Below are 20,263 nucleotides of genomic sequence, written 5' to 3'. Positions count from 1 at the left end.
ATTAAAAATATAACAACAGGGAACTTATGCATGGCTAAATTTAAAGTAAGCGCTGTAGCAACATTAGTAACGGCTATTTTGGCATCATCACAAGTACAAGCAAGTGAACAAACTCGCTTCTACAGTGCCGCTAGTACAAGCTCACACGCGCAATTCAATCCACAAATAACTCAGCAACGTGCATTAGCTGAGCGCCGCACTGTATCGGGTCATAAATCTATTTTTGATGCTCAATTAGGTAAAGCAACATTCTTATGGCAGGCTGTTGGTCAAGCAAAACCAGATATGTCAGTTGTTTTACCAGAGCAACGCAATGCTTACGCTGCAGATTTTTATTTGAATGCGCTAACGGGTGTAAGTACAGCTAAGAAAGGTATATCAAGCGCCGTATTAACGGATTTATCTGAGCAAAAACTGGGCTCAATCACGGCTAAATACAAGCAAAAAGTACATGATATTGAAGTATTCAACCGTGAATACAATTTAATCATGGATAAAGAGCAAAACTTAGTAGCTGGCTCTGGTTACTTTGCTAACGTTAGTTCAAATGCGACTAAATCATTTGCACCACTTGCTAAATTTGTGGGTGCTGAGCAAAGTATTAAGCGTGCTATTAAAGAGCTAGCAGATATCAATGTTTCGCTGGTTAAGTCTACAGAGCAAGGCGACTATGTTAAGTACAATGTAACTAACCAAAATGGTGAAAAAGTTGTCGTTGGTCAACCACGTGCGAAGAAAGTATTTTTTGAAGTTAATGGACAACTTGAGTCAGCTTATTATGTTGAAGTTGAAGTTGCCGATAAAAATAGTCTAGATAGCGACTACTTCAGCTATGTTATTGGTGCTGACAACAATAAGGTTTACTTCAAAAAAGACTTAAAAGCACACGCGGCAGACTTTAACTATCGTGTATGGGCTGATGCAGATGGTTACCCATGGGAAGGTCCACATGGTGACGTAATCCCAGCAGATGGCCCTGATCAAGTTGATGAAACTGAAATCCTAGATGCACCTTTAGTTAGCTTATCTTACTACAGTAAGCTGAGCACAATGGACCCGTGGCTTGAGGATGATGCAACGACTACATCAGGTAATAACGTATTTGCGTATGCTGATGTTATTGCACCGCAAGGTTTTACTGAGGGTGACTTTACCGCTGAAACAACGTCTGATTTTACTTTTGACTACCCATATCAAGTTGATCAGGTTGCTAATAGTTATGACAACCGTAAGGCAGCAATCGTTAACTTGTTCTACATGAACAACTTCTTACACGATTTCTTTTATGATCATGGTTTTGACGAAACATCAAATGTTGCACAAGTATCTAACTATGGCCGTGGTGGTGTAGAAGGCGATCCTATTGAAGCGCAAGCACAAGATAACAGCGGTCTAAACAACGCAAATATGTCTACACCAGCAGATGGTGCAAGCCCTCGTATGCAAATGTATTTATACAACTCAAAAGATGCGAAAGTAGGTGTCGATTTTGGTGTTGTAGTTACATCTGATGAAACGATTGGTCTTCTTGAGTCAACGCAAGTTTCTGGTTTTGGTCAAGGTCAGTTTGCAGACGTAGCCGCTGAAGTTGTACGTCTAATCGATGGTAATGATGTTGATTCAGGGAGTGTAACGGATGGTTGTGAGCCTGCAACGAATGCAGCTGATTTAGCTGGTAAAATTGCGTTAGTTGACCGTGGTTCGTGTAACTTCACTGCAAAAGTATTCCACGCTCAAGAAGCGGGCGCTATTGGTGCAATCGTTGTAAATAATGATCCTAATACCGATGATCCTGCACCTATGGGCGGTGAAGATGATGCCGTGCTTATTCCAAACATGGGACTTAACTTTGCCGATGGTCATAAAATGTATGACGCGATAGATGCAGGTAATGTTGTAACTGTAAACATGTTTAACAAAGCAACGTTAAAAGATGGCACGTTAGATAACGGTATTATTGCACACGAATGGGGTCACTATATTAGTAACCGTTTAGTCGGTAACTCGTCTGGTCTTATCAACTTCCAAGGCCGTGCCATGGGTGAAGGCTGGGGTGATTTCCACTCACTTATGTTTATTGCCAAAGCAGGCGATATCAACATTGTTGGTAACGACAAGTTCCAGAAAGCTTACGGTAGCGGTACATTTGTAGAAGACTTCTATTTTGGTATTCGCCGTGTTCCATATTCTACAAACATGGAAGTAAACCCACTGTCTTTCCGTCACATTACTGAAAATGCAGGAACGGACGTTGGTATCGCGCCAACAAATGTGGCTTCGCCTCATGCTGCCGGTGAAATTTGGGCAACAATGTTGTGGGAAAGCTATGTTGCACTAATCAACGAGCATGGTTTTGAAGAAGCACAAAATCGCATGGCAAACTACCTTGTTGCGGGTTATAAACTAACACCAATTGCGCCGCTATACACAGAAGCACGTGATGCTATCTTAGCTGCTGCTTATGCTGTTGATACAAACGACTACGAGCTAATTCTAGGTGCGTTTGCTAAGCGTGGTATGGGTTTAGGCGCTGTTGCTCCAGAGCGTTTCAGCACTGACTTAACCGGTGTGGTTGAATCTGATGATATGGAGCTTGCTAGCTTTACTCTTAAAGATGTGAGCGTAAACAATAACTTTAACGGTGCAGAGTTAGGTTATTGCTCGAATGATAACATTCTAGATAAAGGTGAAACCGGCACACTAACCGTGAGCATTACCAATACAGGTAGTGAAACACTGACAGGTACACAAGCACAGTTGAGTGTTGTTAGTAACCATGATGTTACTTTTGAAAATGATGGCTTAATCACGTTTGATGAGATGACCCCATTCACATCGGCTACAAGTGCGCCGATTAAGTTTACACTTAATGACGCTGGTACGGCAGATACCCTTGAGATTCAAGTGTCATTCCCAGAGCTTTCTGCTGATGATGAAATTGTTGAAGCAGCAAGTGAGACACTCTCATATACGGTTAACATGGACTTTGAAGCAAAAGCACCTGTTGGTTCTCAAACTTCAGATAACATGGAAGTCGCTGCTACGTCACTTCATGACTTTAAAGAAAATGTAATGACGGGTGGCGACCTAGCTGAGGGCACTCAAAGCATGGCTAATGATGGCAACGTAGCCTTTTTCAATACTTTTGGTTTTGGGCTTGGTGAGCAAACCATGTACCTAAATAACAATGATTTTGAATCTGACGTTGCTGTTGAAACTAAAGAGTTTGAGATTGGTTTTGCTGGCGAGTTTGCAGTGTCATTCTGGCATTTCTATCTAATTGAAGAAAATTGGGATGGTGGTGTTGTTGAGATCAGCGTAAATGGTGGTAATTGGGTTGATGTCACTGAAATGGGGGGCACATTTGATGTTGGTTATGATGGTCCGCTGACTGAAAATGATGCACAGGCAATTCAAGACCGTGATACGTTTACAGGCAATAATATTGATGAGAATGGTGCGTATGGTAATTACGAAACAATTCGATTTGGTACTGAGTTAAATGGTAACCGTGCGAAGCTTCGTTTCCGTTTATCATCGGATAACGCAGTGAGAGAGTTTGGTTGGTGGATTGATAATGTGTCATTTACCAATGTAACAACACCGATACTATCAAACGTTATCGCGGGTGACACTTTTGCATGTGATAATGCAATGCCAGTGATTAGCGTGTCTGGCGATGAAAGTATTTCTGAGTCTGCAACCGGTACGTTAAGTGTAACTGCAACTGATCGCAATAGTGATGATGAATTAACGTATGCTTGGACGCAAGTAAGTGGTTCAGCAGCAACATTATCAGGCGAAGATACTGCAACATTAAGTTTCACTCCAGGCTCAATCTCAGCAGATGAAGAGGTCGTCTTTGAGGTTGTTGTTAGCGATGGTGTTGCATCCGTGTCAGAGCAAGTAACGGTTGCTGTTACAAATGAAGCAGAGCCTGTGGTTGAAACCCCAGAGCCTAGAAAATCAAGCAGTGGTAGTTTTGGTTTCTTGACCTTACTACTTGCTCCATTAGCGTTAGTAGGCCGTCGCCGCAAACGCTAAGTTAATTATCAGACAGTGATAAAAACAAAGCCCTTACAGTTCTCTGTAAGGGCTTTTTTAGTTTCTGTGGACTTACCTGCTCATGTCATGGCAAGTAAAAAGTGGCATTACAAAACTATTGAACTGTCGCTTTTAAACCGCGGCGTTTTAATAATGCTGAAGTGTCAGGCTCTTGACCACGGAATGCTTTATACGATTCCATTAAGTCGCGCGAGTTGCCCATTTCTAAAATTTCTTTACGGTATTTGTCACCCATTTTGCGAGTTAAACCGCCTTGCTCTTGTACATAAGCAAACGCATCAGCTGCTAAAATTTCACTCCACATATATGCGTAGTAACCAGCTGAGTAGCCGCCACCCATAGAGTGTGAGAAGAATGCTGATTTATAACGTGGTGGTACAAATGGTACATTTACACCATGTTTTGTAAGTGCTTGTTGCTCAAACTCTTCAATGTCTTGCAATGGTGCATCTGCAGGTAGTGAGTGCCATTCCATATCAAGAAGTGCAGCAGCAACATATTCTAACGTATCAAAACCTTGGTTGAAGCTACGTGATTGGATTACTTTTTTCAGTAACTCATCAGGAATTGGTTCACCTGTTTTATGGTGTTTCGCATAGTTTGCGATAACTTCAGGGTACATTGCCCAGTCTTCTTCGAACGTTGACGGGAACTCAACGAAGTCGCGTGATACCGACGTACCTGAAAGCATAGGGTATTTTACTTTAGAGAACATGCCATGTAAGCCGTGGCCTAATTCGTGAAAAATAGTTGTCGCTTCATCATAGCTGATAAGCGTAGGTTCACCATTTGCGCCTTTTTGAATGTTCATTACATTAACAACAACAGGCTTTTGTTCTTTAAGGCCTGATTGTTTTACAAATGAGCTCATCCATGCACCGCCACGCTTACCTTCGCGAGCAAAGTAGTCAGCAAAGAAAATGGCTAAGCTGTTACCGTTTTCATCAAATAACTCATAGGCTTTAACATCAGGATGGTAAACTGGAATATCGTTACGTGGTTTGAAAGTAATACCGTATAAACGGTTCATGGTGAAGAATACACCGTCTTCTAGCACACGATTAAATTCAAAGTATTCTTTCACTGCATTTTCGTCTAGATTGTACTTATCTTTACGAACTTGTTCTGCGTAGAATAACCAATCCCAAGGTTGTAGTTTGAACTGTTCACCTGACTCATCGATCTTAGCTTGGATCGCTTCAGCCTCTGCATTAACGTTTTGCATTAATGCAGGGATCATACCTGCAAACATATCAAATACTGCCTGCGGCGTTTTCGCCATTTGTGACTCTAGTCCGAATGCCGCCCAACTATCATAACCAAGTAGCTTAGCCTTTTGAGCACGTAACTGAGCAAGTTCTGCAACGATTTCACGGTTACTGTTTTCACCAGAAAGTGCGCGCTCAGCTGAGGCACGCCAAATTTTTTCACGTAAATCACGATTTTTAAGTGTCGCTAAAATAGGTTGGCGTGTCGTGTTGGTGATCTTAATTAGGTATTTGCCAGAGTGGCCCGCTTCTGTTGCTGCATTAGCAAGCTGTTCAATTTGACCTGCAGGTAAACCTTCAAGTTCAGCTTTGTCATCAACAAGCACAACGTTCGTTTTAGTCAGTGCTAATAAGTTCTGCGAAAACTGAGTCGTTAAGCTTGAATGTTTTGTATTAATATCACGGATCTGTTGTTTTTCTTCCGCGGTTAGTTTCGCACCGGCACGTACAAAACGCTTGTAGTAAACATCTAAAAGACGTTTTTCTTCAGCGGTTAATGCTAATTTATCTGACTCAGCATATACAGCAGAGACTTTCTCAAATAAGTCTTTATTTAAAAAGATATTGTCGTTATGTGCAGCAAGCTTTGGTGCGAGCTCTTTTTGTATTTCACGACGCTTAGGGTTTGAATCACTCCCAGCTAGATTATAAAAAATGCTGCGGGTGCGAGTCAGTAATTCGCCACTTAGCTCAAGGGCAACAATGGTGTTTTGAAAGTCAGGCTTAGCTTGATTACTAATGATAGCTTGTACTTCAGCCATTTGCTCAGTCATGCCTTTATTGAAAGCAGGCATAAAGTGCTCATCTTTGATGACACTAAAGTCAGGTGTTTCGTATTGTAATACGCTTTTTGTAAATAATGGGTTTGCTTGCTCAACGTCAGCGGTTGTTGCAACTTGTTCAGTTGTTGTTTTATTTTCAGTTGTTTGTGGCTCAGAACAGGCCGTTAATAATAACGCTGAGCTAATCGCGGTTGCGAGTACGTGTTTCATTGTTTTCTCTTTGTTTTAAAAATTAAATTGCGCTGATAAAGCACAGTGATCGCTTAACATATGATCTGTGTTGTAATTGTGAAATTTCACAGAAGATGGCACCAAAGCGCGCCTCATGGAAGCTGATATCACAATGTGATCAATGGGCAAAGGGTACTTTGGATGACAACCTACTACACCATCTGTTGCGATAAAAAGGTTATTAGCTGCGATAAGTGGCGAACCATCATTATAATCTTTTTTATTTTTATGGTCAGAAGCTGCTAAAAGCTCAACTCTAAAATGGTTATTTATGGCTGTCAAATGATGGTTAAAATCACCCAGTATAAGCCAGTTTTCGCGAGCTAAGTTATGCTTGGCTAGGTAGCCTTTTAAATACTCAGCTTGTTTAGCATATACTACACAATTTGATTTATTTGATACTGCATAATTTTCAACAAAGCAGCCACTTTTCATATGAACATTAAGTAAGTTTAATGGTTTACCCGCTTGTTCAATTTGTAAATGAATCGCTTCTCTTGCACCCACCTTTGCGTTAGCTAACTCACTTAGATGATTAACCTGTTTTATTAAAATGGGCTTTCTCACCACGAAGGCGACTTTTTGTTGTGTTGATGCTTGCTTGTTTTCTCTACAGGTGTAACTGGGTGAATCCGTTCGAGATGACATGATTATTTGCCATTGTGAGGCAGGAAATATTCGTTTAACAGCTGCCAAAGAGCCAACTTCTTGAAGTGCAATTACATCTGCATCAAGTGATTGCGCGTATTGGCGCATCTGAGTGTAACTTTCAGTGTCTCTGGCTTTACAGCCTGTACCATTGTGGGCTGCTAAGTGTTCGGTGTTCCAAGTAACCACGCGTAAGCTTTTGGCATTTGCAAAATTACTATTTACAGCAGATAGCAGTAGTAATGCCAAACTAGTCAAATGCGAATGTTTAATTATTTTCATCTACGACTATTACCTAAGAATAATGTTATGGTATGTTATATTGTAACAACTTAATCTGCAATCAATCTTGCCATGGAGTGCATTTTTTTACGATAAGTTGCAAATGTTGCTGAATAAGCAAGGAGTCGTATGGCTATCATAATTAAACATGCCTGCGTTGTTAATGAAGGACAGCGCGGATCACAAGATATAAAAATTGTTGGTAAACGAATAGTTCAAATCGCTACAGATATCACAGCTAAAGTGAATGATCAGGTGATTGATGCAAACGGTTTATTGCTGTTACCCGGCATGATCGATGACCAAGTTCATTTTAGAGAGCCAGGCCTAACCCATAAAGGTACAATTGCCAGTGAATCGGCCGCTGCTGTGGCCGGTGGCATTACCAGCTTTATGGAAATGCCTAATGTTTCACCCTCGACCACCACAGCAAAAGCCTTGGCAGATAAATACGCAATAGCGGCGCAAACCAGCTCTGCGAATTATGCATTTTACTTTGGCGCAACCCCTAATAACCTCGATGAAATTAAAGCCCTTGATGCCAAAAAGGTATGCGGCGTTAAAGTGTTTATGGGGGCATCAACAGGTGATTTACTGGTTGAGCATCCTCATGCTCTTGAGGCCATTTTTCGCGAAAGCCCTGTACTTATTGCAACCCATTGTGAGCAAGGTGAAGTGATTCAACAAAATCAGCGCCGTTTAGAAAAACGTTATGGCGAGTTACAAATAGAACATCACCCGTTAATTCGTGATGAATTAGCGTGTTATGCATCTTCATCGTATGCCGTGTCGTTGGCAAAACGCTATGGCTCGCAGCTGCATGTTTTACACCTTACAACAGCAAAAGAGTTGGCGCTATTTAGCAACGCACCCATAGAGCAAAAGCACATAACTGCCGAAGCTTGCGTGCATCATTTGTGGTTTAACCAAGATGATTACGCAAACTATGGCAATCAAATTAAATGTAACCCCGCCATAAAATCAGAGCAAGATCGCCAAGCGCTACTCGCAGCAGTGCGCGATGGGCGCATTGATATTATTGCCACCGATCATGCACCTCATACTTGGCAAGAAAAGCAGCAACAATACAGTGTTGCACCAGCAGGTCTCCCATTAGTCGAGCATGCGTTATTATCGTTACTTGAGCAGGTAAAACGCGGTGCGTTAAGTCTTGAGCAAGTCGTTGAAAAAACGGCGCATAATGTAGCAAAGCGATTTGCTATCGAAGAGCGGGGCTTCATTCGTGAAGGTTATTTTGCTGATTTAGTCCTGGTTGACCCAAACGCTGAAAAGCACGTCGAGCACACAAATACACGTTATTTATGCCAATGGACTCCTTTTAATGGCACCACTTTTTCACACCGAATTACACATACCTTTGTAAATGGAGAGTGTGTGTTTGATGGCACACATGTTTACCCGCATAAGCAGGCCGCTATGGCCTTAATATTCAATCGTTAAAAAGAAGTCGATATGCAATTACCGGATATTACCTCGCACTCTAATGTAGATTTTCAGTCGCCTTTGAAATGGGTTGGCATGGAAAAAATTGCACTTCCTTTAAAGCTTGCACAACCTCATGTTGATGTACATCTTCATGCCAAAGCGGATGTGTTCGTTAGCCTTGATAGTAATGCAAAAGGCATTCATATGTCGCGTCTTTATTTGTTACTAAATCAGCTATTGGCAAAACAGAACTTAACGAGTCAGGGTGTTAACGAGTTTATGAATGCTGTTTTAACATCACAAAAAGGCTTAAGTAAAGGCGCAAAACTGGTGCTGCATTTTGATTTACCACTGCTTAAACCAGCACTCCTTAGCGATAATGCAGGTTACAATGCTTACCCTGTTGTTTTAACAATTACTAAGCAGCAATCGCTCACTATTAACTTAAAGGTCGATATTGCCTACAGTAGTACTTGCCCATGCTCTGCAGCATTATCAAGGCAGCTTTTGAGTGAGGCGGTCGATAAACAATTTAGCGATGCCGCTATTGATAAAGCATCTTTACTTAATTGGCTTGCAAGTGCTCAGGGCTCAATAGCAACGCCGCATAGTCAGCGCTCTTATGCTTATATAGATGTCACTTTTAGTAATGAAAAGCTGCCTGATCTGAGTGCTTTTATTAGTACCTGTGAGCAAGCTATTGGCACTCCTGTGCAAACCGCCGTAAAACGTGAAGATGAACAAGCATTTGCAGCCCTAAACGCGAAAAATTTACTATTTTGTGAAGATGCAGCAAGGCGATTAAAACAACGCCTCGAAACTATGCCGAGTATTGCTGACTACCAATTTAAGGTTGAGCATCAAGAAAGTTTACATGGCCACAATGCAGTGGTTCATGAGTCTAAGAATTAGATCTCATAACCTTAAGTGTTTACAAATTTTGACAAAGATAGTCGCAAATCATTGCTATTAATAAAAACAAGGTGAATGATATGCCTACCAAAAATATTATAAAAAAGGATGACTATGCGTTTTAAATTTATTGCTGCTGCAGTGGGTATTGCTGTCGCAAATGTTGCCGTTGCCGACGAAGGCATGTGGCAACCTCATCAACTGCCAGAACTTGAATCGGTCTTAAAAGCGAAAGGCTTGAGTATTGATGTAGAGTCAATTTCAAAACTGACTGAGTTCCCGATGAATGCGGTAATTAGCCTTGGTGGTTGTACGGCTTCGTTTGTATCACCAAAAGGTTTAGTTGTAACAAACCACCACTGTGCCTACGGTTCGATTCAATATAACTCGACCACCGAGAACAACATTTTAGAAAATGGCTTTTTAGCAAAAAAGCACAATGATGAAGTGCCTGCAGCCCCAGGCTCTCGTGTCTATGTAACCGAGCAAGTGACCGACGTTACAGAGAAAGTAAACCAAGGTACTGAACAGCTAACAGGTAAAGCACGCTTTGATGCTATTCAAGCAAATGAAAAAGCACTTGTTAGTGAGTGTGAGAAAGACGAGAGCTACCGCTGTAATGTGTATACTTTCCACGGTGGTCTTGAGTATTACCTGATCAAATCGCTAGAAATTAAAGATGTGCGTTTAGCGTATGCACCCGCTATGGGCGTCGGTAAATACGGCGGTGATATCGACAACTGGATGTGGCCGCGTCATACCGGTGATTTCTCGTTCTATCGCGCGTATGTAGGTAAAGATGGTAAGCCTGCTGAATATTCAGAAGATAACGTGCCATACCAAAGTGATGCGTTTTTAAAAGTAAGTGCTAAAGGCGTACAAGAAGGCGATTTTGTGATGGTGACCGGATACCCAGGCAGCACAAACCGTTACCGTATTTCGCCTGAAGTTGACTATGTATTTAACACAGCTTACCCATTAGCGCGTAAATATAACTCTAAATATGTCTCGTTGATTGAAGAAAATGCGCCAGAGGGTTCAGAGGCACGAATCGCTTATGAAAGCACGATTGCTGGTTACAACAATTACATTAAAAACTATGGCTCAATGATTGAGAGCTTTAACAAGGGTTCAATGTATAGCCGCAAGCAACAATTCGAAAAAGATCTCACTGCGTGGATCAATGAAGATAGCGAGCGCAAAGCTAAATACGGACATGTACTCGCTGATTTAACGACACTAGTTGCTGAGTCTCAAGAGCATAACCAGCGCGACCGCATGTTAGGCTACGTACACCGTTCACAAATGATGTCATCGGCACGTATGCTGTATCGTTTAGCCTATGAAAAACAAAAGCCAGATGCTGAGCGTGAAAGTGGTTATCAAGAGCGTGATATGCCACGCATTAAGTCACGTTTAGAAAGCATGAGCCGTCGTTACGACGAAACTGTAGATAAAGCTATTTTACTGTACTTTATTGAGCAATATGCCGCATTACCAAACGATGAGCGAGTTGCTGAGGTTGATAAGGCGCTTGGTTTAACAAACGGCTTTGATAAGCAAGAACAACAAGCCTTGCTTGATGATATGTATGCTAAATCGGTTCTTGCAGATGAAAGCAAACGTTTATGGATGGCAGGCCTTGACCTTGCACAATTAAAGCAAAGTAGCGATCCATTTATTCAATATGCTCAGGCTGTTTTTGCCGTTACGAAAGATATTGAAGATGCGAAAAAAGAACTGGCTGGTAAACAGCAAGCCGCTCGCCCTGCATTAATGGAAGCAATCATAGCTTACAACAAAGCACTTAATAAGCCGGTTTACGCGGACGCTAACAGCACCTTACGTGTAACTTACGGTACGGTAGGCGGCTACTCCCCGCAAGATGGCTTAGTGGCAACCCCCTTTACATCTTTAGAAGGACTGCTTGCTAAAAACACGGGTGTTGAACCATTCAACTCACCAGAGAAACAAAATGAGTTGATTAAGCAAAAGCTTTATGGCGATTACACCGGCGGTATGAACACTGTTCCGGTTAACTTTTTATCAAATGTAGATACCACAGGTGGTAACTCAGGCTCTCCAACGTTAAACGGTAATGCTGAGCTCGTTGGTTTGTTATTTGATGGTGTTTACGAAAGCATTATTGGTGATTGGGATTACGATGAAAACTTAAATCGCTCAATTCACGTTGATTCACGATACATGTTGTGGGTGATGGATAAAGTTGATAATGCTCAAAACCTACTTAAAGAGATGACTATCGTTAAGTAATCTAAGTTTAACATTAATTTAAGTATTAAAATGCCAGTCTAACAGACTGGCATTTTTGTTTTTATAAAAATAAAAACATTAAATTTCATAAAGTTGAAAAATATTTATAAAAATTAATTTTTCTTAAGTTTTATTTAAGTTTCGCTCGATAAATTTTACACATAACCTAAGTGGAGCGAACAATTATGCTTTCAGTCAAGCAATCATATCAAACTCAAGTTCAAGAGCCAGCCTTCGTTTGCACGCGTGAAGGAGGTCAATTCCGTGACCGTCTTGAGCGTAATATCAAGCAAGGTTTTGCTGCGGCCTATAACGCGAAAATTTCGCAATTCATGCCGCTACTGTGTGAGCTTAATGTTGACGATGAAGTATGTACGTTAGGTCTTCGCTCTGCATCACAAGCTTTATTTATTGAGCAATATCTCCCTGCGTCTATTGAGCACTTTGTCAGTGCCAAGCGTGAGCACATTTTTGAGCTAGGTAATTTATGCTCAACGCATCGAAAAGCCACCTTGGCACATTTTGTTTTAATGAACGAAGCACTCTATCAAGCAGGGGCAAAATATTTAGTATTTTGTGCAACCCGTAAAGTGAGAGCGCTATTAAAAATGCTGGGTGTGAATTGCAAAGAAATCGGTGTTGCCAATGCACAAGCACTACAAGATCCAGCAAGCTGGGGTAGCTATTACGACAATCAACCAACCATTTGTGTGGTTGACCTAAACGAAGCACATCAACGTGTATTAAATACCCCCGTTTTATTCAATATCAAACAGCAATGTTTGCAGTCATCCCTTGAACTGGCTGTCTATTTGGAGGCGTTATGAGCTGGTTAACACAATTACCGCATAAGGATAGCGATACCTTGATGGTTTGCCATCAAAGTGATGGTGTGCGCTCACTAACTAAACAAGAGTTTACTGAACAAGTGACTCGTTTGCTTCCTACCTTGGCTGAATTTGATGCTCAAGGCGTCGCTTATCAATTAGATAACACACCCGCTTGGTGTGTATTAGAAGCTGCGCTTAGCGAGCTTAATAGAGTGGCGATTCCACTACCAACGTTTTTTACTGCTCAGCAAATTGCGTTTGGTTTGCAAAACAGTGGGGCAGGGCTATTTGTATGCGACCGTGCTTACGAAGGTGGGCATGCTAAATTAGTGGCGTTAGTGGATGTGTGTAAGCATTACCCTTTATATGTTTACCAATTGAGTAACACACAGCCTGTGCCATATTTTGCAAACACGCAAAAGATTACCTTTACCTCAGGCTCAACGGGCACACCTAAAGGGGTGTGTTTATCCCTTGAGAGTCAATTGCAAGTGGCAACATCACTGTATCAAAGCATAGGTTTAGAAAAACCAAACCATTTGTGTTTACTGCCGCTACCGGTTTTGCTTGAGAATTTAGCTGGTGTGTATGCGCCGCTATTAGCGGGTGGCACGGTTAATTTAGTGCCTTTAGCTGAACTTGGTTTTTCTGGTGCGCAGCTACTTGAACCACATAAATTAATAGCCGCAATTGAACGTACTGAGCCAAATACCCTTATTTTAGTGCCAGAACTACTAACGTGTTTAGTGGCTTTTGCAAAGCAAGGCTGGCAAGCACCTAAAAGCTTAAAGTTTATTGCCGTTGGTGGCGCGGTTGTAAGCCAAGCACTTATTAAGCAAGCCCGTGAGCTCGGTTTACCCGTTTATCAAGGCTATGGTTTATCTGAATCTTCATCAGTGGTGAGTTTAAACACGCGCGATGATGATGACATCGACACCGCAGGGCGAGTACTTAAGCACATTCAATATAAAATTGAAAATGGCCAGCTTTATATCAAAGGTTCATTGTTTTTGGGTTATTTAGGTCAAGCTGCACAAAATGCTGACGATTGGTATGCAACCGGTGATCTGGTCACTGAGCAAGCAGGCCGCTTGGTTATTCAAGGGCGTTTGAAAAACCAGCTGATCACCAGCTTTGGGCGCAATATCAGCGCTGAGTGGCCAGAGTCGTTATTGCTTAGCCACAGCCAGGTTCAGCAAACGGTGGTGATTGGCGAAGGCCAAGCATTTTTAGCCGCGCTTATCTATGCAAATCAAGCGATGAGTGACGCTGAACTTGCTGCTCATATTACGGCACAAAACGCGCAACTACCCGAATACGCACAGATCAGAAAATGGCATCGAATGGCAGAGCCTATGAGCCACACGCAAGGCTTATTAACCAGCAATAATCGCCCTAAACGCGATGTTATTAACCAATTTTTTGCTACAGAGATTTCAGCACTTTATCAAGAGGCAACGAGCATGAGTCAATTTTTCAATACATTACAAACTGAAACACAAAAAGAGCGCGACTACCTTTTAGCTGCACCGATTATTAGCCGTGTTTTTAAAGGTGAAGTGAGCCTGAGTGAATATGCATCGTTCTTAACGCAAGCTTATCATCATGTTAAGCACACAGTCCCACTATTAATGGCCCTAGGTGCAAAGCTTACCGATAAACAAGAGTGGCTGCGCGAAGCTGTTGCAGAATACATCGAAGAAGAGCTAGGCCATCAAGAGTGGGTGTTAAATGATATTGCAGCATGTGGGTTCGATAAAGAGCTGGTGCGTCATTCTCGCCCACAGTTTTCGACCGAGTTAATGGTGTCGTATGCTTATGATGTAATTAATCGTGGCAATCCTTTGGCATTTTTTGGCATGGTTCATGTTCTTGAGGGTACCTCGATTGCATTAGCCGATAATGCAGCAGGGCAAATCCGTGAGGTTGTAGGTTTACCTAAAAAGGCATTTACCTACCTTACTTCGCACGGTGCACTTGATATTGAACACGTGAAGTTCTTCGAAAATCTCATGAACAAAATTGATAACGAGGACGACCAGCAAGCCATCATTCACGCCGCAAAATGTTTTTACAAACTGTACGGCAATATTTTCCGTGACCTTGATACTGAGCCTTTCTTTAGTGAGGCTGATTTGGAGCAGAGCGCATGAATAGCCCAGTATGTGTGCTAACCGGTGCTACAGGTGGCATTGGCCGGGCTATTGCCCTTCGCCTTGCAAAAGAGGGGTGGCGTTTATTGCTGGTAGGTCGAAATATTAAGCAACTTGCCGCACTTAAATTGGAGTGTGGTAATGAAGCGGAGTACTTTCAGGCTGATCTAAGTAACAGTGAATCTCGCGATGAACTTGCCAAGTTTGCTCAGCAACTAGGTGGTGCAACGCTACTTATCAATAACGCGGGCGTTAACGTGATGCAGGGCTTTAGTGAAATCAGTGAGCAGCAAATTGAGCACTTATTAAATATCAACCTGCATGTGCCAATTAAATTGTGTCAATTGTTCTTACCCCAAGTCACTTTCAACAAAGGCACGATTGTGAACATAGGTTCATCGTTTGGTAGTATCGGCTATCCGTATCAAACCTTGTACTGTGCTAGCAAGTTTGGCTTAAGAGGGATGACCGAAGCCCTTGCCAGAGAGCTTAGCCACAGCGATGTGAAAGTATTATATTTAGCGCCTCGTGCAACCGATACCGCGATTAATTCGCCACAAGTACGGGCGATGAATAAAGCGTTGGGTAACACCATGGATCCACCAGAAAAAGTGGCGGATGCTTTATTAGATTTAATTAACTCAAAAAAGCGTCGCCGTTTTATCGGCTTTCCAGAAACATTATTTGCTCGTATTAACGGCGCATTTCCATCTCTTGTTGATAACGCAATAGCAAAACAACTTCCTAAAATTAAAAGTTTTTTTGCGAACTAAATTGATTAAGGTGAATGATTATGACTAAACTAAATTTTAAAGCCCTAATGATGTTAGGTGTTATCATGGCTACGCCTGCAAAAGCCGACTTTAATAGCGATTTAAGTTCGGTGCAGAAGCAGTGGGCAGTGGTTAATTACGAATTAGTTGACGATGCGCAGTTGGATGCATTTGAAAAATTAGCGAGCGAAACCGCAGAGTTTACAAAAGCGAACGACCAGCAAGCTGCAAGCCATATTTGGTATGGTATTGTGCTATCGAGCTATGCAGGTGCGAAAGGCGGCTTAGGTGCGCTTGGCCTTGCAAAAGATGCGAAAGCGCAATTCGAAAAAGCACTAAGTCTAGATCCAAAAGCACTTGAAGGTTCAGCGTATACCAGTCTTGCCACCTTATACGGTAAAGTGCCGGGTTGGCCAATTGGTTTTGGTGATGACGATGAAGCGAAGAAACTGTTTAAACAAGCGCTTGAGCTGAACCCGCGTGGTATCGATAGCAACTATTTATATGCGTCATTTCTATATGATGAGCGCAAATATAAATCAGCTAAAGAATTTTTATTGGTTGCTCAGCAAGCGCCTGCGCGTCCTGATAGACCAAAAGCAGACCTTTACCGCCAACAAGAAATTACTGAACTATTGGCTAAGGTAGAGAAAAAAATAAAGAGATAAGTTATGCATTTATTGCTCGTTGAAGACGATCACTTAGTGGCAGAAGGCCTATGCCGTTCTTTGCGTCAACAAGGTTATAGTGTTGAACATAGTTCGACCGTTAAGTCAGCGATGCAATGGCTGCAAAACGATGAAATTGAGCTGGTAGTCCTAGACTTAGGACTACCAGATGGTGATGGCATCGACATTCTAAAGCACATCAAAAAGCACCGTAAAAACCTGCCTGTGGTGATTTTAACTGCTAGGGGGAGTATCGACGATAAAGTGATGGGACTCGATTTAGGTGCTGATGATTATCTTGCAAAACCGTTTGATCCCGCTGAGTTATTTGCACGCCTTCGGGTTGCCAGCAGGCGTCTTACCCAAGCACAAACTAGCACTTTAAAAGTCGGTGATGTTGAAATGGACACCGCAGCTTTTACCGTGAGTTTTCAAAAAGAGCCTGTGAACTTGCCGCGTAAAGAGTTCATGTTACTTAAAGCGTTGCTCGAAAATCAAGGCCGCGTGCAATCAAAACAGCAGTTAGAGAATAAGCTCTATGAGTGGGGCGAAGAGGTGGGGTCAAATACCATCGAAGTACATATTCATCACTTGCGTAAAAAATTCCCGAAAGAATTTATTAAAACCCTGCGCGGTATTGGTTATGTGGTGGGTAAACGCTAGTGTCAATCCGTAAAAGACTGACCTTACTTATCTTGTCGATGGTGATCTTAACCTGCTTTTTGGCTTTTACTAAAGGTTACCGTGAAAGCATGAATCAGGCTGAAGCACTGCTTGATAACGAGCTAGTTACGCTGGCGCATGTCTTGATTGAACAACCTCTAAGTAAAGAAACTCCTGCCTATACAAGTGATTTACCGCAGTTATTATTTCAGGTTTGGGTTGATGGTAGCTTGGCTTCAAGCTCAAAGTCATTGCAGCATAATCCAATCAATAAAAGTCAGTGGCAAACTGGGTTTAGTGTTGAGAATCTGGCAGGGCAACGAGTCAAAGTGTATCGTTTAAGTGAAGGCAATAAGCGGGTGCTTATTGCTGAGCCTCTAAGTAAGCGTGTGGCACTAACCGAAACCGTGATTTTGTCGGCCATGACGCCGCTGTTATGGAGCGTGCCAATTCTAGCAGTGCTTATTAGTGTTTTTGTAAAACAAGGGCTTGCGCCACTGACTCGATTATCTAATCAATTAAAACATCGTCAAGCAAATGACTTTACGGCGATTCCTTGGCAAACCCCAGAACAAGAAATTAAACCTGTAATTAGCCGCTTAAACGATTTATTTAAACGTGTTGAAAGTGCCTATTTACGAGAACGCTTTTTCGCTTCAGATGCGGCCCATGAACTACGCACGCCGCTCAGTAGTTTAAAAATCAATGTACATAATTTACTCGCTCAGGGGGTTGATAGTGTAGAACTTAATGCGATGGAAAAAGGGGTTGATAAACTAAGTAATATTGTTGAACAGATGTTGATTTTAGGGCGTACTTATCCAGAGCAATGGCAGGCACAATTTAGTCCTGTATCGGTGTTAGAAATTAGCCAGCACGTTGTCGCACAACTTTATGATCGTATAGACGAAAAAGAGCATAGCATTAGCATTGATGGTGATGACTTTGTTATTGCTGGAGATGAATTCACCTTAGTCACTTTGTTTGGTAATTTACTGAGTAACGCCATAAAATATACCCCAGCTGTGGGAGAAATAGGTATTACTCTGAAAACCGAAAATAATCGTTTTATCTGGCAAATTGATGACTCGGGTCCAGGTATTGATGAAGCTCAAAAGCAGCGCATTTTTAACCGTTTTTACCGCGTGGGTGGCGATAAACACCCATCCGGTGAGCAAGGAGCTGGGCTTGGTATGGCTATTGTCGAACATATAGTATCGATTTACAACGCTGATATTGCACTTGCTGATAGCCATCTCGGTGGTTTACGAGTGATCGTCTCCTTTATGCAAGGAGAGGTTAGTGAATAAATGGATTCTGGCACTTTCTATGTTGCTACTATGTATGTCGTCTTGGCTCGCCTATGCCAAAGAGTACAAGTTGATCTTAAAAGATCATCTATTTTACCCCGCTGAAATTAAAGTACCTGCCAATAAAAAGCTACGACTCTTAATCGAAAATCAAGATGATACTCCGGAAGAGTTCGATAGTTTCGACTTAAACCGTGAAAAAGTACTTTACCCTAGCCGCACGAGTGTCATTTATATCGGCCCGTTAAGCCCTGGCCGATATGATTTTTTTGGGGAGTTCTCGCCTAATACTGCCCGAGGAACTGTTGTTGCTACGGAGGTAGATAATGCTGATAACTAGTTTACTGATGAGTATTAATCAACTTCTGCCCGTGGTGATTTTAGCTGTGTTATTGAGTTTGATTGTGCCTTTAAATCAACGCCAGCTCAGTATTTATGCTGTCTTTGGTATCCTCGTGAGCCTAGTGTTCGTGCAAGGCGCTGCGTGGGTGAGCCAGTTATTTGACCATCGTGGCTTAGAGTTTCTGCAAATGCTGCTATGTGTCATGGTTTATGTTGCCGCGTTAATTAGCTGTCAGCAGCGTAGTCATGCAGCAGCGGTCGCATTGATTGCTACCATGACCTTGTATTTAAGCCATTACATGATTTATTTAGTGAGTTTTTGGCATAGCAAAGACACCGCAGAGCCTTTAATACTCGGTACCTTTTTAGGTGTTGGTATTTGTATTAGTTTTGGGGTGTTACTGTTCTTTTTGCTTGAAAGTATTGTTAGACGTGCTGGCGTGCAGTCTTTGATTGTGTTGTTAGCTTTAAATGCAACGGCAAAGTTATTGGTACTTCTTGATTTAGCAAGTCAGGTCGACTTAATTGACGTGACCGCAAATTATTTAGATTGGCGTGGGTTTTTAGTCGAAAACTCAGAGCTTGGCCGTGTATTAAAAGCTTTAGCAGGCTACGAAGCAACACCCAGTAAAACTGCGCTTTGGGTATATGTGATTGCAGCAATTACATTTATCGCCTTGGTGCGTGTTTTAAAAATTAAAAAGATAGAGGAGCCAGTATGCGGTTCTTAATTATTAGCTTAAGTTGCTTGCTATTAGCAGGCATTAGCCAAGTCGCGTATGCCGATGGTATGGTGGTTGATAAAGTATATCACCCCTATGTGCTTCCCTTTGAGCGAGAAGTTGAATGGCGACTTGTATCAAGGCAAACTGATTCAGGTAATGTGCTGGCTCAGCGTGCCGGTTTTGGTGGTGCAATTAACGATACTATGAGTTTAGAGGGATATGTAGTAGGAGAGCGTGATGACAATGGTGATTTTGGTCTCGCTTCTTATGAGCTTGAACTGCGTTGGCAGCTAGTAGAGCAAGGTCGCTTATGGGCAGATTGGGGCGCATTATTTGAGCTTGAAAAACAGCACACTTTAGATGCATATGAAGCGACAAGTGGTTTTCTGTGGGAGAAAGAGTTTGGCCGCACCAGCTTAACGTTGAATGCTTTTTTAGTTTATGAGTGGGGAGCTGATATTGAAAATGAATGGGAAAGCGAGTTTCGTGCCCAGTATCGCTATCGCTACCGCTCTGAGTTTCAACCCTCTATTGAAATTTATGCGGGGGAAGACTTTTTCGGCATAGGCCCCGGTTTTATTGGTTTGCATCGCTTTAGTCCTAAGCATCAACTAAAATGGGAAGCGGGGTTCATAAGTGAATTAACTCAATCAGGCAAAGATCATAGTTTTCGTTTAGCACTAGAGTTTGAATTTTAATTGTCGATAGTATTTGACTTATCTTCTTAACTCTATATAGTGGGCCCCAGCTAGAAAGAAAGCGTGTAATTAATAAATCTTTATTTCGTTGTTGTATAAGTAATACTTGTAGTACCGTCCTGAAGTTTTTAAGTACCATCTCATTTTTTGCTACACCCGCCCATCTAGGGCATGTTTAATTTTTTTATATCAG

At 42.0% G+C, this 20,263-nt stretch carries 15 protein-coding genes; 13 read left to right on the top strand and 2 right to left on the bottom strand.

Annotated elements, in window-relative coordinates; translation table 11 throughout:
• The first annotated feature begins 30 nt into the window (after nt 1-30).
• Nucleotides 31-4,044 (top strand): rhombosortase-dependent M36 family metallopeptidase, encoded by a 4,014-nt coding sequence (locus tag L3Q70_RS16995; RefSeq protein WP_237115512.1) that lies wholly within the window; start codon nt 31-33, stop codon nt 4,042-4,044.
• Nucleotides 4,045-4,159: 115 nt separating this feature from the next.
• On the opposite strand, the gene L3Q70_RS16990 is transcribed toward L3Q70_RS16995, so the two are convergent.
• Together L3Q70_RS16990 and L3Q70_RS16985 are read right to left on the bottom strand one after the other, a co-directional pair.
• Nucleotides 4,160-6,325 carry a M3 family metallopeptidase gene (locus L3Q70_RS16990; RefSeq protein ID WP_237115511.1) on the bottom strand — a complete coding sequence of 722 codons (2,166 nt, stop codon included), beginning with the start codon at nt 6,323-6,325 and terminating at the stop codon, nt 4,160-4,162.
• A gap of 15 nt (nt 6,326-6,340) precedes the next feature.
• Nucleotides 6,341-7,276, bottom strand: coding sequence for an endonuclease/exonuclease/phosphatase family protein (locus tag L3Q70_RS16985; protein ID WP_237115510.1), 936 nt, complete (start codon nt 7,274-7,276; stop codon nt 6,341-6,343).
• A gap of 129 nt (nt 7,277-7,405) precedes the next feature.
• On the opposite strand from L3Q70_RS16985, the gene L3Q70_RS16980 reads away from it, so the two are divergent.
• From L3Q70_RS16980 to L3Q70_RS16925, 12 genes are all read left to right on the top strand, one after another.
• Nucleotides 7,406-8,737 (top strand): dihydroorotase, encoded by a 1,332-nt coding sequence (locus L3Q70_RS16980; RefSeq protein WP_237115509.1) that lies wholly within the window; start codon nt 7,406-7,408, stop codon nt 8,735-8,737.
• A gap of 12 nt (nt 8,738-8,749) precedes the next feature.
• On the top strand, nt 8,750-9,634 hold the full coding sequence (gene folE2 / locus L3Q70_RS16975; RefSeq protein ID WP_237115508.1) for a GTP cyclohydrolase FolE2: 885 nt from the start codon (nt 8,750-8,752) through the stop codon (nt 9,632-9,634).
• A gap of 114 nt (nt 9,635-9,748) precedes the next feature.
• The gene (locus tag L3Q70_RS16970; RefSeq protein ID WP_237115507.1) at nt 9,749-11,908 is read left to right on the top strand and encodes a S46 family peptidase; all 2,160 of its coding nucleotides are present in this window, start codon (nt 9,749-9,751) and stop codon (nt 11,906-11,908) included.
• 185 nt (nt 11,909-12,093) lie between these two features.
• The gene (locus L3Q70_RS16965; RefSeq protein ID WP_237115506.1) at nt 12,094-12,735 is read left to right on the top strand and encodes a thermostable hemolysin; all 642 of its coding nucleotides are present in this window, start codon (nt 12,094-12,096) and stop codon (nt 12,733-12,735) included.
• Complete coding sequence (locus L3Q70_RS16960) at nt 12,732-14,891, top strand: AMP-binding protein (RefSeq protein WP_237115505.1); 2,160 nt, start codon at nt 12,732-12,734, stop codon at nt 14,889-14,891. The genes L3Q70_RS16965 and L3Q70_RS16960 overlap by 4 nt, the downstream gene beginning before the upstream one ends.
• Nucleotides 14,888-15,664, top strand: coding sequence for an SDR family oxidoreductase (locus L3Q70_RS16955; protein WP_062567799.1), 777 nt, complete (start codon nt 14,888-14,890; stop codon nt 15,662-15,664). Before L3Q70_RS16960 ends, L3Q70_RS16955 begins: the two co-directional genes overlap by 4 nt.
• A gap of 47 nt (nt 15,665-15,711) precedes the next feature.
• Entirely contained in the window at nt 15,712-16,332 is a 621-nt protein-coding gene (locus L3Q70_RS16950; RefSeq protein ID WP_237115698.1) for a hypothetical protein, read from the top strand.
• Nucleotides 16,333-16,335: 3 nt separating this feature from the next.
• The gene (locus L3Q70_RS16945; RefSeq protein WP_062567797.1) at nt 16,336-16,995 is read left to right on the top strand and encodes a response regulator transcription factor; all 660 of its coding nucleotides are present in this window, start codon (nt 16,336-16,338) and stop codon (nt 16,993-16,995) included.
• Nucleotides 16,995-18,305: an ATP-binding protein gene (locus tag L3Q70_RS16940; protein ID WP_237115504.1), complete on the top strand. Its 1,311-nt coding sequence runs from the start codon at nt 16,995-16,997 to the stop codon at nt 18,303-18,305. Before L3Q70_RS16945 ends, L3Q70_RS16940 begins: the two co-directional genes overlap by 1 nt.
• Nucleotides 18,306-18,324: 19 nt before the next feature.
• Nucleotides 18,325-18,645: a cupredoxin domain-containing protein gene (locus tag L3Q70_RS16935; RefSeq protein WP_062568161.1), complete on the top strand. Its 321-nt coding sequence runs from the start codon at nt 18,325-18,327 to the stop codon at nt 18,643-18,645.
• Entirely contained in the window at nt 18,632-19,378 is a 747-nt protein-coding gene (locus tag L3Q70_RS16930) for an iron transporter (RefSeq protein ID WP_237115503.1), read from the top strand. The genes L3Q70_RS16935 and L3Q70_RS16930 overlap by 14 nt, the downstream gene beginning before the upstream one ends.
• Nucleotides 19,366-20,070: a hypothetical protein gene (locus L3Q70_RS16925; protein ID WP_062567794.1), complete on the top strand. Its 705-nt coding sequence runs from the start codon at nt 19,366-19,368 to the stop codon at nt 20,068-20,070. Before L3Q70_RS16930 ends, L3Q70_RS16925 begins: the two co-directional genes overlap by 13 nt.
• Nucleotides 20,071-20,263 lie beyond the last annotated feature (193 nt).

Source organism: Pseudoalteromonas sp. CF6-2, from assembly GCF_021729425.1.
Lineage (GTDB): Bacteria > Pseudomonadota > Gammaproteobacteria > Enterobacterales > Alteromonadaceae > Pseudoalteromonas > Pseudoalteromonas arabiensis.
This window is presented reverse-complemented; position numbering and strand designations above follow the sequence as displayed.

What these genes read in the sequence shown, in the direction of transcription:
- L3Q70_RS16995 (WP_237115512.1), top strand. Translation starts at nt 31, where the DNA reads ATGGCTAAATTTAAAGTAAGCGCTGTAGCAACATTAGTAACGGCTATT.
- L3Q70_RS16990 (WP_237115511.1), bottom strand. Translation starts at nt 6,325, where the DNA reads ATGAAACACGTACTCGCAACCGCGATTAGCTCAGCGTTATTATTAACG.
- L3Q70_RS16985 (WP_237115510.1), bottom strand. Translation starts at nt 7,276, where the DNA reads ATGAAAATAATTAAACATTCGCATTTGACTAGTTTGGCATTACTACTG.
- L3Q70_RS16980 (WP_237115509.1), top strand. Translation starts at nt 7,406, where the DNA reads ATGGCTATCATAATTAAACATGCCTGCGTTGTTAATGAAGGACAGCGC.
- folE2 (WP_237115508.1), top strand. Translation starts at nt 8,750, where the DNA reads ATGCAATTACCGGATATTACCTCGCACTCTAATGTAGATTTTCAGTCG.
- L3Q70_RS16970 (WP_237115507.1), top strand. Translation starts at nt 9,749, where the DNA reads ATGCGTTTTAAATTTATTGCTGCTGCAGTGGGTATTGCTGTCGCAAAT.
- L3Q70_RS16965 (WP_237115506.1), top strand. Translation starts at nt 12,094, where the DNA reads ATGCTTTCAGTCAAGCAATCATATCAAACTCAAGTTCAAGAGCCAGCC.
- L3Q70_RS16960 (WP_237115505.1), top strand. Translation starts at nt 12,732, where the DNA reads ATGAGCTGGTTAACACAATTACCGCATAAGGATAGCGATACCTTGATG.
- L3Q70_RS16955 (WP_062567799.1), top strand. Translation starts at nt 14,888, where the DNA reads ATGAATAGCCCAGTATGTGTGCTAACCGGTGCTACAGGTGGCATTGGC.
- L3Q70_RS16950 (WP_237115698.1), top strand. Translation starts at nt 15,712, where the DNA reads ATGATGTTAGGTGTTATCATGGCTACGCCTGCAAAAGCCGACTTTAAT.
- L3Q70_RS16945 (WP_062567797.1), top strand. Translation starts at nt 16,336, where the DNA reads ATGCATTTATTGCTCGTTGAAGACGATCACTTAGTGGCAGAAGGCCTA.
- L3Q70_RS16935 (WP_062568161.1), top strand. Translation starts at nt 18,325, where the DNA reads ATGTTGCTACTATGTATGTCGTCTTGGCTCGCCTATGCCAAAGAGTAC.
- L3Q70_RS16930 (WP_237115503.1), top strand. Translation starts at nt 18,632, where the DNA reads ATGCTGATAACTAGTTTACTGATGAGTATTAATCAACTTCTGCCCGTG.
- L3Q70_RS16925 (WP_062567794.1), top strand. Translation starts at nt 19,366, where the DNA reads ATGCGGTTCTTAATTATTAGCTTAAGTTGCTTGCTATTAGCAGGCATT.